This window comes from Burkholderia sp. AU39826, from assembly GCF_020419965.1.
Lineage (GTDB): Bacteria > Pseudomonadota > Gammaproteobacteria > Burkholderiales > Burkholderiaceae > Burkholderia > Burkholderia semiarida.
Genome location: NZ_JAIZQG010000012.1, coordinates 76,806 through 91,001 on the forward strand (window position 1 = coordinate 76,806; position 14,196 = coordinate 91,001).

A 14,196-nucleotide genomic window follows, 5' to 3' on the forward strand; every position below is an offset into this window, starting at 1 on the left:
CATGGCCGCGCCGCCACCCGCATCGCGCGTCAGTCCAGCGATTCGCGCGCCGTCTCGCGCAGCATCGCGACCGCGATCAGCGACAGCACCACGCATGCGGCCACGTAGCCGGCCGGCGCGAGCTTGCTGCCGGTCGTCTTCACGAGCCACGTCGCGACCAGTTGCGCGGTGCCGCCGAAGATCGTCACCGCGAGCGCATACGCGATCGAGATGCCCGTCGCGCGCACGTGGCGCGGCAGCGACTCGCACATCAGCGCCATTTCCGACGCCGAGCCGAGCGAATAGAACAACAGCATCAGCGCGGTCAGCGGCAGGATCACCGACAGCGTCGGATGATGGTTCATCAGCCAGAACGCCGGGAACAGCAGCGCGACCAGCACGCCGCGGCCGACGAAGATCGGCAGGCGCCGACTGCCGAGCTTGTCCGACAGCCAGCCGAACAGCGGGCACGTGACCAGCATCACGCAGCCCGACGCGACGCCGACGAACATCGACAGCTTCATCGGCAGACCGAGCGTATGAATCGCGTAGGTCGGCATGTAGAAGGTCAGGATGTAGGTCGACACCGTGCCGCCCATTACCGTGAGCATCAGCAGCACCACCGTGCGCGTGTGCTTCGAGAACAGTTCGTGCAGCACGCCGCGCTCGATGCCGTGATGACGGTCGCCGGGCGCGTCGTCCGCGAGCCGGCGACGCAAGAACATCCCGACCGGCGCGATCAGCACGCCGACGAGGAACGGCAGCCGCCAGCCCCAGCTTTCCAGCGCATCCTTCGTCATCGTGTTCGACAGCAGCGCCGCGAACCCGGAGCCCATCAGCGCGGCACCGCCCTGCGTCGCGAGCTGCCAGCTCGCGCGGAACCCGCGGCGCGACGTGCCGCCCTGTTCGAGCAGCGTCGACGTCGCCGCGCCAAATTCGCCGCCCTGCGAGAAGCCCTGCAACAGCCGCGCGAACACGACGAGCAGCGGTGCGGCCACGCCCACTTGCGCATGGGTCGGCGCGATCGCGATCAGGCCGGTGCCGAGCGCCATCAGCATGATCGTCAGGTTCAGCGCGGCCTTGCGCCCCTTGCGGTCCGCGTAGACGCCGAGCACGACGCTGCCGAGCGGCCGCGTGAAGAAGCCGGCGGCGAAGGTCGCGACCGACAGCAGCAGCGACGTGGTCGGGTCGCTCGACGGGAAGAACAGCTTGCCGATCAGCACCGCGAAGAAGCCGTACACGGTGAAGTCGAAGAATTCCAGCCAGTTGCCGATCACGGCCGCGGCGATCGCGCCGCGTCGCGTGACGGCAGGCGCGCCGCGCGCATCGCCTTCGACGGCGCCCGTCGACGCGGGGTGCAGCGCGAGATGGTCTTTCTGCATCGCTATCCTCTCCTGTCAAAGCAGCCGGAAGCGCCGGCCGCACGCCGCCGCCGCGATCACTGCCCGAGGTAACGCTCGACGAGGCGCGTCCAGAACGCCGCGCCGATCGGCAGGTTGCGATCGTTGAAGTCGTATTTCGGGTTGTGCACCATGCAGCCGTCCTCGCCTTCGCCGTTGCCGAGCCGCACGAACGAGCCCGGCCGCTGCTGCAGCATGAACGCGAAATCCTCGCTGCCCATCAGCAGGTCGGTCTGCTCGACCACGTGCGCATCGCCGACGAGTTCGCGTGCGACTTGAGCCGCGAAGTCGGTTTCGGCATCCGAATTAACGACGACCGGATAGCCTTCGATGTATTCGACGTTCGCGGTCGCGCCGTAACTCGCGGCCTGCGTTTCGGCCAGCTCGGTGATGCGGCGCTTGAGCAGCGCGCGCACTTCCGGGCTGAACGAACGCACGCTGAGTTCGAGGCGCGCGCCGTTCGGAATCACGTTGTTCGCGGTGCCCGCGTGCATCGAGCCGACCGTGACGACCGCCGGCTGCGACGGGTCGACGTTGCGCGCGACGATCGTCTGCAGCGCCATCACGATGCTCGCCGCGACGACGACCGGATCAACCGTCAGGTGCGGCCGCGCCGCATGGCCGCCGACGCCTTCGATCGTGATGATCGCCTTGTCGCCCGCCGACATGAACGGGCCGCGCCGCGTGAGAAACACGCCCGGCGCCGCGCCCGGATGGTTGTGCATGCCGAACACGGCGTCGCACGGGAAGCGCTCGAACAGGCCGTCGTCGATCATCTTCTTCGCGCCGCTGTCGACGCCGTGCTCCTCCGCCGGCTGGAAATACAGGTGTACGGTGCCGGAGAACTTGCGCGTCTTCGCGAGATGCTGCGCGGCGCCGAGCAGCATCGTCGTATGGCCGTCGTGGCCGCATGCGTGCATCTTGCCGTGCGTGCCACTCGCATACGGCAGGCCGGTCGCCTCGACGATCGGCAGCGCATCCATGTCCGCGCGAATGCCGATGCTGCGCGCGCCGTCGCCCACGCGCAGCGTGCCGACGACGCCCGTCTTGCCGACGCCGCGCGTCACCTGCCAGCCCCATTGCTCGAGCTTGTCCGCGACGAGCGCGGCCGTGTCGTGCTCTTCGTATGCGAGTTCCGGATGGTGATGGATGTGGTGACGGATCTCGCGCAGCCCGCCGGCGGCGGGCATCAGATCCTCGACTTCGGTGAATCGGGTATCGGTGGTCATCAAGGGGCTCCTGCCGTTCGTCTGCGCACGCCGGGCGAGGCGTGCGGGAAAGCGAGCCACTATATCGAGCCGATATCGGTTCAATAAGATGCGGAATTTTTCACCGTGATAACGTTTTTTAATCAGGGTTAACGCGGCCTGACGGGTCACAACCGTGGTTTTCGGTCAGATACGGGTACGACTTTCGTTTAGATCCGGCTATGGCTGCCTCAGGCATCACTGAAACGCCCGTAACCGAAATCCCGTCGGGACGAAGCTTGCCCAAGTCTCGTAGACATCAACGATTCTCTTCCGCTTCGTGGAGCGCCGACGCAAGGATCATCGCGTCGGCATTGAGCGGCCTTGGGCGGCCACGGGGCTGATAGACGGCGTCACCGGGCAGGACCGGCCGGCCGCTGATCGCACACACCGCGCTGGTGCGAGCGCGGGTTGCATGCCACGCCTGATCGCCATACGAACAATGCGTCGAATCGTGCCATGCCATCGTTACCGCTGTCGCGCTCACGCGGTCGACGAACCTCACCGAGACGGTCCGCCGCTCCGCGGCGGTCATCCGCAGGCGCAACCGACGTTCCGTCCGGCGTGCACACAACGACTCGCTCGAAGACGCGAACGATCGCGCATCGTCGCTTCGGCACAATTGGAGAAGCAGACCCAGCGTCTGCTTCCATGGATCCACCGCCATCACGTCAGTCGCGGAATTCATCGTTATCCTCGTTGCGTCGGTACGTTGACTTGTTTTTCTCCCGGCGCGCGCCGCACAAGGCGCGCGATTCGAGCAGCAGCAGCCGTGCACGCACGATGCGCCTACGCATCAGATATTCATGAGGCCGCGAGCCGTAGAACAAAAATGAAACTGTCACCGTTCGCGAGGTAAAGATGTCGTCTCGACGCTCGGCGCCGGCGGTAAGCAGCCATCTTTGTAGCTCGCCAATGCGGTGCAAGACTACTTGTTGATTGCGCTCAACTGCCGATCGAAGTCCGCAGGATCAAAGTAGTCTCGCCAAACCGTGATTCGATCATCGACGATGGTGAGGGTGCCCATCACGGGAAGCGTGATTTTTCCTCCTGATTCGTGTTGGAAGACGTCGATCCGCTCATTGAGGACAACGCTTCCCGCTGCGGCGATATGGGTCACCGTCCAGTCGACCTTGAACGTCGTGCCGACACCGAAATCACTGTGGAATTTGCGAACATTGTCCCGTCCGACGATGTCAGGGAAAGGCACGTTATCGTAGAGGACGTCATCAGAGAGCATCGACAGCGCGTCGTCGATGCGGTTCTCGGTCCAGAGCGAAAAGAATCGAAGCGCCACAGCCAAAACATCGGTAGTCATCTCGGCTCCGCAGAATGGGGGAACGCAGGCGCGGTACATGGAGCACAAACAGGTGCGCCACGTACCGCCAGTCTTAGCCTTGAACGAATGCCAGCAGTTCTGCGTTCAAAACACCGGCGTTGACGGTCAACATTCCGTGGGAGAAGCCCGGCAACGTTTTCAGCTTGCCGTTCTTCAACAGTTTGATTGCCTTGAGCGCCGCGTCCTTGTACGGGACGATCTGGTCATCCTCGCCGTGAAGGACCAGCGTCGGCACGCCGATCAACTGGAGATCTTCGGTCTGGTCCGTTTCCGAAAACGCCTTGATACCCTCGTAGTGGGCTTGCGCGCTACCCATCATTGCCTGGCGCCACCAGTTCTGAATCACGCCCTGATGAACCGTCGCGTCCGGACGGTTGAACCCGTAGAACGGGCCCGCGGGCACGTCTACGAAGAATTGCGCGCGATTTGCAGCGAGCCCCTTGCGTAGCCCGTCGAAGACATCCAGTGGCAGGCCTTCGGGATTCGACGGCGTCTTCAGCATCAGCGGCGTCACGGCGCTCACAAGAATTGCCTTGGCGACACGCCCCGTCGGCTCGCCATGCCTTGCAACATAGCGTGCAACTTCGCCCCCGCCGGTGGAATGGCCGATATGCACGGCATTCCTGAGGTCCAACGTCTCGACGAGAGCAAACGCGTCCGCCGCGTAATGATCCATGTCGTGACCTTCAGCGACCTGCGACGAGCGCCCGTGTCCGCGCCGGTCGTGAGCAATGACGCGATACCCGTTCGACAGGAAGAAGAGCATTTGGGCATCCCAGTCATCCGCGGAGAGCGGCCAGCCGTGATGGAACACGATCGGCTGAGCCTCCCTGGGCCCCCAGTCTTTGTAGAAAATGTCTACGCCGTCCCGCGTTGTAATGAATGACATGATCGTGTTCCTTTCGTACGGTTGCAGGGAAGTAACGGTTGCTGCGGAAGTCGTCGTCGCGGCCAACGCGATCACGAGTGGTTGTCGCCGGAATGCGGGCGGCAGGCGAAAAGAACGTCCGCTGGTGTCGTCCGATCTCGAGCCTGCTTCAGGAGCGGCAGGGTTACGTCGACGGCGCGAACGGGTAATCGATGTAGCCCTGCGCGTCTTGCGTGAACCATGTCGTCGGATCGTCCGACGCGAGAGGAATCGCTTCGGCCAGCCGCCGCGGGAAGTCCGGATTGGAGATGAACGGGCGCCCGAACGCAACGGCGTCGCCAACGCCTGCATCGAGTTCCGCCTGAGCTCGAGTGGCGTCGAAATCCGAGTTGAGCACCAGCGGCCCTTTGAAAGCCGGACGAATTTTCGCAGCGAGCGGATCGAGGTAGCCGACGCCGAAACTGCCGTTCAGTGGGGGCTCGCGCAGTTCCAGGAACCCGATCCCTACTGCGGATAGCGCTTCGGCGGCCGCGACAAACAACGGCAATGGATCGCCGTCACGCACGCCCTGGGTTTCGCCGTTCGGAGACAGGCGAACGCTGGTACGGCCGGGACCGACTACATCCGCGACGGCCCGGGTCGCCTCGATGAGAAGCCGGAGCCGATTCGAGATCGATCCGCCATACGCGTCGCCGCGGAAGTTGGCACTGTCTCGCAGGAATTGATCGATCAGGTAACCGTTCGACGCATGCAACTGTACGCCGTCGAAGCCGGCCTGCAGCGCATGACGTGCAGCGGCGGCGAACTGCTCGATAATCGCGGGCATTTCGTTGGTCTCGAGTGCGCGCGCCTGCGTGTAGGGTTGCTTGCCCGAGTACGTATGCGCATGGCCTGGCGCCGTAGTCTCGGACGCGGAGACAGGCGATGCACCGTCCAGAAAGCTCGGATGCACGACTCGCCCCATATGCCAAAGCTGAGCAATGATGCGACCGCCCGCTTTGTGCACGGCGTCGGTTACTTTGCACCAGCCGGCGATTTGCGCGGTTGTCCACAGGCCGGTGGCGTAAGGCCACCCCAGGCCCTGCCGGGAGATACCGATCGCCTCCGAGATGATGAGCCCCGCAGATGCTCGCTGACTGTAGTAGTCCGCCATCATCGCGGTCGGTACGTGTTCGCGCGTTCCCCGCGCACGCGTCATCGGTGCCATGAGGATACGGTTGGGCGCTTCAATCGCACCGAGTCGAACAGGATCAAACAGCGTAGGCACCCCAACCTCCTTCCGATTTTTGCCAGCGTGGAACGACCGACGACCCTTTAGTCGGCTCAGACAAGGCGGGCGCCGCCGTCGACATGAATCGTCTCGCCGTTCATTGATCCATTGCTCATGAGGAACACCACGGCGGCGCCCACTTCTTCAGCGGTTGCCAAACGATGCAGTGGCAATTTGTCTTTCAATGCGTTGACGTACGCGTCACGACCCTCGCCGAGCGTGCGCGCCAGCAACGGCGTGTCGGTGGTGCCGGGAGAAACGGTGTTGACACGGCGAGGCGCAAGTTCCAGAACCAGCCCCCTGGCGAGCGCCTCCATCGCGGCCGACGCGGATGCAAGAATGGCGGTGCCATAGGCGTTGGGCCGGTCGGCCAACACGCCGGAAATGAAGGTGATGGAGGCATCGGCGGCCAGGCGATCACCCAACGTTCGCAAGGTATGGATGGCTGCCCAAACGCGCTCGTCGAACGCCCGTCGTAGATAGTCGACATCCGCCTCCAGCACCTTGCCGGCCACGAAGGTTCCCGCGAGGAGAACGAGATGGTCGACGTGAGCAATGTCGGCGAGCGCCGAGACGATGGTTTCCGGCTTGGTCACGTCGGCGCTGCGCCAACCCGCAAATCCATTTTCGGTGGCGACCTGTTCGGCCCCCTTCGAGTCGAACCCGACAACCGTGACGCTCGCACCCGCGGCCTTGGCCTGTTTGGCCGCCGCAAGGCCGATTCCGGACGTGCCGCCGAAGATGAGGACGGACTTGCTCTTGAGTGAATGGGAATCGAAATCAGCGTTCATGAAGTGGGCCCTGTCAGCCGGCGCAACTCAAAACGGCGCCGTGCAGAGCACTCTATACTTCACACACGACATTGAAAATTAGCGCTCGATTCGCTTCTATATTTCCGCCATGGAACAAATCAGCCTGGACCGCCTCACCGGTCTTATCGCATTCAGCCGCGCGGCATCGTTAGGAAGCTATTCGGCCGCGGCGCGCGCACTTGGCGTAACGCCTTCCGCGATAAGCAAAAGTATCCAGCGTCTGGAGCGCCACTTCGAGATCAAACTGTTCAACCGCACGACACGGTCATTGACGCTGACTCAGGAGGGGCGCGACTTGCATGAACGCACGCTGCGCCTGCTGTCGGAAATGGAAGCGATCGAACAGGTTGCTGCCTCGGCACGATCCGAGCCTGCGGGCATCCTGAAAGTGACCGCGCCGCTCCCAATCGGTGTTCATCTGATCGCGCCTGCCCTACCCGCATTTCGCAAGCGCTTTCCCAAGCTGTCGATCGACCTGCGCTTGGGTGATCATCTCGTCGACCTCGTCAGTGAAGGTTTCGACGTGGCTGTTCGCGTTGGGGATCTCGTGGGCTCTCGTCTGGTCTCGCGAGCGCTTTCGCCTCACTACATCGGAGCCTATGCGTCTCCTGACTACCTCGCCAGACGCGGTATTCCCAGACATCCTGACGACCTCGTGGATCATGATTGCGTGAACTTTCGCTTTCAAAGCTCGGGACAAGTTCTTCGCTGGACTTTTGCCACGGACGAAGGGTCGCTCAGCCTCACGCCGAATGCGGGTATCGTTGTCGATACCAGCGACGCAGTGGCTGCCGTCATGGCGGCCGGCGGAGGCGTGGGCATTTCACCGACGTATGTCGCTGCATCGTACGTTCGGCGCGGGGAACTCGTGCCGGTCCTCAGCGAGTTCGTCGAACCGCGCTCCACTATCACTGCCCTTTGGCCGGAGAGCCGTCGCAGTAACCCGAACGTCAAAGTATTCTTGGCATACCTGAAAAAGGTTTTCGCTTCGTATGCGGCAGATCAATGACGAGCAGCCCGCGGTTTTCGGAATACGAGCGGAGCGGCCGAAGGTAAGCTGCGCCGAGGTGGCGTCACCTCGCAACGCTCGTCTTCGTTCAGCACGAGTTCCGCCTTCGGCCGTCCAGTCGCCATGTTGACGTCCCACGTTCCGTTGACGTCAACATACAGCGTCAACACGGACCAGTTACCGACGGAACGGGACGCTGGCATTGGACGACCGTGGCGCCGGCCCTTCCACCGCGTGCCACAGCGCAGAACGTATCGCAATCGCTTCAAGCCTCGCCCGTCGACGCAACCAACATGTCGATCAAGGTGCGGGACGCGGCCGACAGGCGGCGATGCGGTGCGTAGACGACCGAAAACGGCCGTGTGCGCCCGCGCAGATGGGGCAATACCTCGACGAGATTTCCGGCCCGGATCCGATCCTGGACGATGAAGTCATAGGTCTGGCAGATACCGGCGCCACTCTGCGCCATCGACACGACACCGAGCACGTCGTCGGACACCGCGACGTTCGAAGCCGGCAGCCAATCGATGTCGCGATCGCCGTCACGGAATACCCAGGGCGCGATACGGCCGCTGCTGGGCAGCATGAACGGCAAACAAAGATGGTGCTCCAGGTCGGCCACGTTTCCGGGCGTGCCGGCGTGGGCGACGTACTCGGGCGACGCGACAAGGCACAGCGCCGCATCCTCGAGCTTGCGCGCGACCAGACCGCTGTCCGGCAATTCGCCCAGACGGATCGCCAGGTCGAAACCTTCGGCCACGAGATCCACGTTCCGGTTCGCGATGTTCAACTCCACGCGAACGTGCGGGTGTTCCCGCGTGAAGCGTCGAAGCAGCGGCGGCAGACGATAGTGCCCGTACGTCGTCGGTACGCTCAGCCGGACATGGCCGGTCAACGTACCGCCGTGCCCCTGAATGGCCCGCTCGGCGTCATCGATCAGCAAAAACGCCGCGCGCGATTGCTCCAGATAGAGCCTGCCGTGCTCCGTCAGGCTCAACCGCCGCGTGGAACGACGCAGCAACTGCGTGCCCAGCCGGGCCTCCAGACGTGTGATGGCCCGGCTCAACACGGAAGGCGTGCTCCCCAATGCGACCGCACCGGCAGTCATCGAGCCTTTTTCGACCACCGTCACGAACGCTTCCACGTCACCGAGATGGTCGAATTTACGCGCCATCTTGTCCTCCAAAGAACAAAAGCTTTACTTCTGCGCCAGTTTATCTTCATCGATGAGCCAAATAAAGTGCGTGCGTCGTGACTGCATCGTCGAGTCACCCGTTGAAACCCAGGAGCACAGCATGAATGGCGAACATCGCGACCGGCAGCATCTGCAGGTTCTATTCGTACTCACGAGCCACGCGAAGAAAGGCTCAACCGGCGAGCCGACCGGTTTCTATCTCGGCGAAGTGACGCATCCGCTGGCTGAACTGGACGCGGCCGGCATTCCCGTCGAATTCGCATCGATTCAGGGCGGCGAACCGCCGGTCGACGGGCTCGACCTGACCGATGAAATCAATGCGCGCTATTGGAACGACCGTGATTTCCGCGACGCGCTCCGCCACACGCAGCGGCTGGGCGACGTCGATGCGTCGAAGTATGCCGCTGTCTTCTTTGCCGGCGGCCACGGCGCGATGTGGGACTTTCCGGGCAATCCCGACGTGCAGAAAGTGACCCGCGACATCCATGACGCGGGTGGCGTGGTCGGCGCGGTGTGTCATGGGCCGGCCGCACTGGTCGACGTGAAGCTCGGCGACGGTACATATCTCGTCGCCGGTAAGAATCTGAGCGCCTTCACGGACGAGGAAGAACGGGAGGTCCAGCTCGATCGCGTCGTCCCGTTCCTGCTCGCGAGCACCTTGAAGCAGCGCGGCGCACTTCACCATCCCGTGCCGAACTGGACCGCCAAGGTCGTCGTCGACGGACGGCTCGTGACTGGCCAGAACCCGCAGTCGGCCGCCGGCGTGGGCGCCGCGATGCGTCATCTGTTGCTCGCCCGTTCACGACAAGCTTGAACCTTCCCGATGGAGAAAACGATGTATTCGATGCGCAAGCTCGCCGTTGCGGCAATGCTCGGCATTGCCGCGTGCGGCGCTCATGCGGCCAACGTGCTCGTGGTGTTGTCGGATTCCGATCACCTCGACCTGAAGGATGACAAGGTCTTCGCGACGGGCTTCTACCTGAACGAGCTGATGCAGCCCGTGAAGGCGCTGCTCAATGCCGGCCATCAGGTGACCTTCGCCACGCCGGAGGGCAAGGCGCCGACGCTGGACGTCACGTCGGCCGACAAGATGTACTTCAACGGCGACGAGAACGCGATGCGCGACTATCGGGCCTTACTGGACCGGCTACAAATCACGTCGCGCACGCATTCTCCGGTGATCAGCCTGTCGCGGGTGGAGCAGATCGGTTACGCGCACTTCGATGCCGTCTACGTTCCCGGCGGCCATGCGCCGATGCAGGACCTGTCGACCAGTGCCGCCGTGGGCAGATTGCTGGCCGACTTTCACGCGCGCGGCAAGACCACGGCGCTCGTTTGCCACGGCCCGATTGCGCTGCTGTCGACGTTGCCGGATGCGCCGGGCTTTGCACGAAAGCTCGCGGCGGGAAACGCAGGCGACGGCGACACGAAATGGATCTACGCCGGCTACCGGATGACGGTGATCAGCAACGCGGAAGAAGAGCAAGCCAAAGGGTTGCTCGGCGGCGGCGCGATGAAGTTCTATCCGCAGACTGCATTGCAGCGCGCGGGTGGAATCTACAGCAGCAACGCGGTGCCGTTTACCGCGCACATGGTCACCGACCGTGAATTGATCACCGGACAGAATCCGGCGTCGGCGCTGGACGTCGCCGGCGAAATGCTGAAGCGGCTCAAGTAGTCATGCCGTGCAATCGACCGGCAATGCCGGTTACTCGATGAGTAAAGGAGAAGCAAACCGTGGATCTGCAACTTGAAGGAAAAACTGCGATCGTCACCGGCGCCACTGCCGGCATCGGCATGGCGATCGCGCGAACGTTGGCCGCGGAAGGCGTCGCGGTCACGATCACGGGGCGGCAACGAGACAAGCTCGATGCCGCCGTCGCGGAGCTCTGCGCTGCCGCGCCGCGCGGCAGCGTACGCGGCGTCGTCGCCGACGTGAGCGGCGACCGAGGCGTCGCGGAGCTGATCGAGGCACAACCGGACACGGACATTCTCGTGAACAATCTCGGCTACTACGAAGCCAAGCCGTTCGCGGAGATCACCGATGACGACTGGCTGCGAATGATCGACGTTAACGTGATGTCGGGTGTCAGGCTGTCGCGTCATTACTTTCCGCGCATGCTCGCGAAGAACTGGGGGCGAGTGATTTTCATGTCCAGTGAAGTCGGCGCCTTCACGCCGCCGGACATGGTGCACTACGGTGTCAGCAAATCGGCTCAACTCGCGGTTTCGCGCGGAATGGCCGAACTGACGAAGGGAACCAGCGTGACCGTCAACAGCGTACTGCCGTCCGCCACGCGATCCGAAGGCATCGTCGCATATCTTCGGCAAACCGCACCACGGCCCGATATGACCGATGCGGAAATCGAATCGCACTTCTTCGACACGTATCGTCCGAGCTCGCTGATTGCCCGCATGATCGAGGCCGACGAGATTGCCGCGATGGTGGCGTTGCTCGCCAGTCCTCTGGGTGCGGCATCCAATGGCGCCGCGGTGCGCGTCGAGGGCGGCACCTACCGGTCGATTCTCTGAGATGGCACGCGAAGTGCATCGACGCCAGGCGATACCATCGAAGAACAGGCCGATCGGATAAGCGATACGCGGTTTTGGGTTGCCGTCTTTTTCGATGGCGAGCGAAGTCGCCGTCGCAACCCGTACCAGATCGTCGAAGCGGGTATCAGGTCGAATGAGCCTTGCGTTATGAGCACGACCGCGCGGGCGCTTGCGCCAGCCGCCTTCAAACGTATCCCCCGATTGCGGGGGACATCGTTTTGTTGGCGGCGTCAAGTTTCGCGACATCCTCCCCGCGCTATGCAAATCCGTACAACTTCGCGGGATTGGTGACGAATATCCGTTGCTGCCAGTCCGCACGCCCGATCCAGCCCGCGATCACGTCCAGCATGCTTGCATCGTCGGGCTTGTCCGTCTTCTGCGTGGGGTGCGGCCAGTCGGTGCCCCAGAGCATGCGCTCCGGCGCCATGTCGATCAGCGCCTTCGCGACCGGCGCGACGTCGTCGTAAGCAGGCGCCCCCGTCTTGCTGTCGACGTACGGCCCCGACAACGTGATCCACGTATGGCCCTTTTCAACGAGGCGCTGCGCGGTACGAAACGCGGCCGACGACAGCCCGCCGGGCTGCGGCACATGCGCGATATGGTCGATGACGAGCGGACAAGGCAGCGCCGCAAGATGACGCTCGAGCTCCGGCAGCCGCGCGCCCTGAACCACCAGCTCGATATGCCATCCGAGGTTCGCGATACGGGCGGCGAGCGGCGCCAGCATGTCGAGCGTCGTCGCGCCCGGATAGCTCAGGTTGAACCGGATCGCACGGATACCACCGCGATCGAGCATCCGAAGTTCGTCGTCGCTCACGGTGCCGTCGACGACGGCCACGCCGCGTGCGTCGTCGCCGAACTGCGCGATCGCCGCCAGCGTGCAGCGATTGTCCGTGCCGTACGTCGACGGCGTCACGACCACGTTGCGCTTCACGCCGATGCGCGTCTGCACGCGCCGGTATTGCGCGACGGTCGCATTCGGCGGTCGCAGCGTCGTGCCCGGCGCAACCGGGAACCGGTCGTCGTAGATGTGCATGTGACAGTCGATCGTCCCTTCGGGCAGTTGGAACGCCGGCTGCTCGATGCCGCTCGACCACGTCTCGTCAGCAGCAGCCAGCCTCGGCAATACGGCCGAAGCCAGCGTCGCGCCGGCGATCCTGAGGAATCCGCGTCTCGCGATGCGCGCCATGATCAGATGGTCCCCGTCTTGCCGACCAGCTTGCCGGACGCATGATTGCGCGTGAGCAGCAGCAGCGTCGCGACGCTCACGAGCGTGAGGATCGCGAGCGGCATCAACGCGAGCGCGTAGCTGCCCGTCGCCGCCTTCACCCACCCGTACACGTTCACCATCAGCCCGCCGCCGAGCAGGTTCGCGATCGCATTGACCGTCGCGAGCCCGGCCGCCACGGTGCTGTTGGACAGCATGTCGGTCGCGAGCGCCCAGAACGGGCCCTTGAACGAATACGCGCCGACCAGCACCGCGCAGAGCATGCAGACCGTCGGCAGCAGCGATCCGCTCAGCGACGTCGCGAACAGGCCCACGCCGATCAGCAGCATCGGCACGACGGTGTGCCAGCGGCGTTCGCCGACACGGTCCGAGCGCCGGCCCCAGTACACCATCAGGACGGAAGCCACCGCGTACGGCACCGAATTCAGCAGGCCCGTCTCCATGACGGTCAAGCCGAACGACTTGAGCAGTTGCGGCTGCCACACGGACAGCGTGCTGCCTGCCGCGGAAGCACACGTGTCGACGAGCGCGAGGCACAGCACGTAGCGGTTGCGGAACAGCTGCGTGAGCGGCAGCGACGGCACCTTCTTGCGCGTCTTGTGGCCGGCAGCCAGCGCGGTCGTGAGCCAGGCGCGCTCGTCGTCGTCGAGCCACCTCGCGTCGTCCGGCTTGTTCGTCAGCACGAACAGGCACGCGATGCCGAGCAGCACGGTCGGAATGCCTTCGAGGATGAACAGCCAGTGCCATCCGCGCAGGCCCCAGACGCCATCCATCTGCAACAGCAGCGCGGAGATCGGCGAGCCGATGAAGCTCGCGGCCGGAATCGCGACCATGAACGTCGCGACGATCCGCGCACGATACTGCGCGGGAATCCAGTACGACAGATAAAGCAGCACGCCCGGGAAGAAGCCGGCCTCGGCCGCACCCAGCAGGAAACGCAGCACGTAGAACATCGTCGCGTTGTGCACGAGCGCGGTCGCCGCCGACACGATGCCCCACGTGATCATGATCCGCGCGATCCAGATCCGCGCGCCGTATTTCTGCAGCGCGAGGTTGCTCGGCACTTCGCAAAAGAAGTACGAAATGAAGAACAGGCTGCTGCCGAAACCGAAGACCTGCGCCGACATCCCGAGGTCATGATTCATCTGCAGCGACGCCATCCCCACGTTGCCGCGATCGATGAAGGCAAGCAGGTAGCAGATCATCAAAAAGGGAATGAGTCGCCAGACGACCTTGCGTATGGTCCGGCGCTCGATCGCGGACGCGTCCATGAAACCGGTTTGCATGTTGTCTCCG

Annotated in this window: 15 protein-coding genes; 4 read left to right on the top strand and 11 right to left on the bottom strand. The window is 63.7% G+C overall.

The window, feature by feature from the left end; translation table 11 throughout:
- Window positions 1-29 precede the first annotated feature (29 nt).
- The 8 genes from LGM42_RS20420 to LGM42_RS20455 all read right to left on the bottom strand — a co-directional run bounded on the left by LGM42_RS20420 (window position 30) and on the right by LGM42_RS20455 (window position 6,894).
- Window positions 30-1,361, bottom strand: a complete 1,332-nt coding sequence (locus LGM42_RS20420) for an MFS transporter (protein ID WP_226233034.1) — start codon at window positions 1,359-1,361, stop codon at window positions 30-32.
- Window positions 1,362-1,417: 56 nt separating this feature from the next.
- Complete coding sequence (locus LGM42_RS20425) at window positions 1,418-2,608, bottom strand: M20 aminoacylase family protein (RefSeq protein ID WP_226233035.1); 1,191 nt, start codon at window positions 2,606-2,608, stop codon at window positions 1,418-1,420.
- Window positions 2,609-2,885: 277 nt separating this feature from the next.
- Window positions 2,886-3,314 (bottom strand): DUF3331 domain-containing protein, encoded by a 429-nt coding sequence (locus LGM42_RS20430; RefSeq protein WP_226233036.1) that lies wholly within the window; start codon window positions 3,312-3,314, stop codon window positions 2,886-2,888.
- Window positions 3,298-3,552, bottom strand: coding sequence for a hypothetical protein (locus LGM42_RS20435; protein ID WP_226233037.1), 255 nt, complete (start codon window positions 3,550-3,552; stop codon window positions 3,298-3,300). Before LGM42_RS20435 ends, LGM42_RS20430 begins: the two co-directional genes overlap by 17 nt.
- 2 nt (window positions 3,553-3,554) lie before the next feature.
- Complete coding sequence (locus tag LGM42_RS20440; RefSeq protein ID WP_226233038.1) at window positions 3,555-3,944, bottom strand: limonene-1,2-epoxide hydrolase family protein; 390 nt, start codon at window positions 3,942-3,944, stop codon at window positions 3,555-3,557.
- A 73-nt stretch (window positions 3,945-4,017) separates the two neighbouring features.
- Window positions 4,018-4,854, bottom strand: coding sequence for an alpha/beta fold hydrolase (locus LGM42_RS20445; RefSeq protein ID WP_226233039.1), 837 nt, complete (start codon window positions 4,852-4,854; stop codon window positions 4,018-4,020).
- A gap of 163 nt (window positions 4,855-5,017) precedes the next feature.
- Window positions 5,018-6,100 (bottom strand): alkene reductase, encoded by a 1,083-nt coding sequence (locus LGM42_RS20450; RefSeq protein WP_226233040.1) that lies wholly within the window; start codon window positions 6,098-6,100, stop codon window positions 5,018-5,020.
- Between the two features lie 56 nt (window positions 6,101-6,156).
- Entirely contained in the window at window positions 6,157-6,894 is a 738-nt protein-coding gene (locus tag LGM42_RS20455; RefSeq protein ID WP_226233041.1) for an SDR family oxidoreductase, read from the bottom strand.
- 109 nt (window positions 6,895-7,003) lie between these two features.
- Here LGM42_RS20455 and LGM42_RS20460 point away from each other — a divergent pair, with 109 nt between their 5' ends.
- Entirely contained in the window at window positions 7,004-7,924 is a 921-nt protein-coding gene (locus LGM42_RS20460) for a LysR family transcriptional regulator (protein WP_226233042.1), read from the top strand.
- 265 nt (window positions 7,925-8,189) lie between these two features.
- Here LGM42_RS20460 and LGM42_RS20465 read toward each other — a convergent pair whose 3' ends face one another.
- The gene (locus LGM42_RS20465; protein ID WP_059582208.1) at window positions 8,190-9,098 is read right to left on the bottom strand and encodes a LysR family transcriptional regulator; all 909 of its coding nucleotides are present in this window, start codon (window positions 9,096-9,098) and stop codon (window positions 8,190-8,192) included.
- A 121-nt stretch (window positions 9,099-9,219) separates the two neighbouring features.
- Here LGM42_RS20465 and LGM42_RS20470 point away from each other — a divergent pair, with 121 nt between their 5' ends.
- From LGM42_RS20470 to LGM42_RS20480, 3 genes are read left to right on the top strand one after another with little or no spacing between them, the layout of a single operon-like run.
- Window positions 9,220-9,933 carry a type 1 glutamine amidotransferase domain-containing protein gene (locus tag LGM42_RS20470; protein WP_226233089.1) on the top strand — a complete coding sequence of 238 codons (714 nt, stop codon included), beginning with the start codon at window positions 9,220-9,222 and terminating at the stop codon, window positions 9,931-9,933.
- Window positions 9,934-9,954: 21 nt separating this feature from the next.
- Entirely contained in the window at window positions 9,955-10,797 is an 843-nt protein-coding gene (locus tag LGM42_RS20475) for a type 1 glutamine amidotransferase domain-containing protein (protein ID WP_226233043.1), read from the top strand.
- Window positions 10,798-10,856: 59 nt separating this feature from the next.
- Window positions 10,857-11,651 carry an SDR family NAD(P)-dependent oxidoreductase gene (locus LGM42_RS20480; RefSeq protein WP_060317213.1) on the top strand — a complete coding sequence of 265 codons (795 nt, stop codon included), beginning with the start codon at window positions 10,857-10,859 and terminating at the stop codon, window positions 11,649-11,651.
- Window positions 11,652-11,928: 277 nt separating this feature from the next.
- Here the strand turns inward: LGM42_RS20480 and LGM42_RS20485 are convergent, their stop codons facing one another.
- Together LGM42_RS20485 and LGM42_RS20490 are read right to left on the bottom strand one after the other, a co-directional pair.
- On the bottom strand, window positions 11,929-12,861 hold the full coding sequence (locus LGM42_RS20485) for an amidohydrolase family protein (protein WP_226233044.1): 933 nt from the start codon (window positions 12,859-12,861) through the stop codon (window positions 11,929-11,931).
- Window positions 12,862-12,863: 2 nt separating this feature from the next.
- Window positions 12,864-14,186 (bottom strand): MFS transporter, encoded by a 1,323-nt coding sequence (locus LGM42_RS20490; RefSeq protein ID WP_226233045.1) that lies wholly within the window; start codon window positions 14,184-14,186, stop codon window positions 12,864-12,866.
- Window positions 14,187-14,196 lie beyond the last annotated feature (10 nt).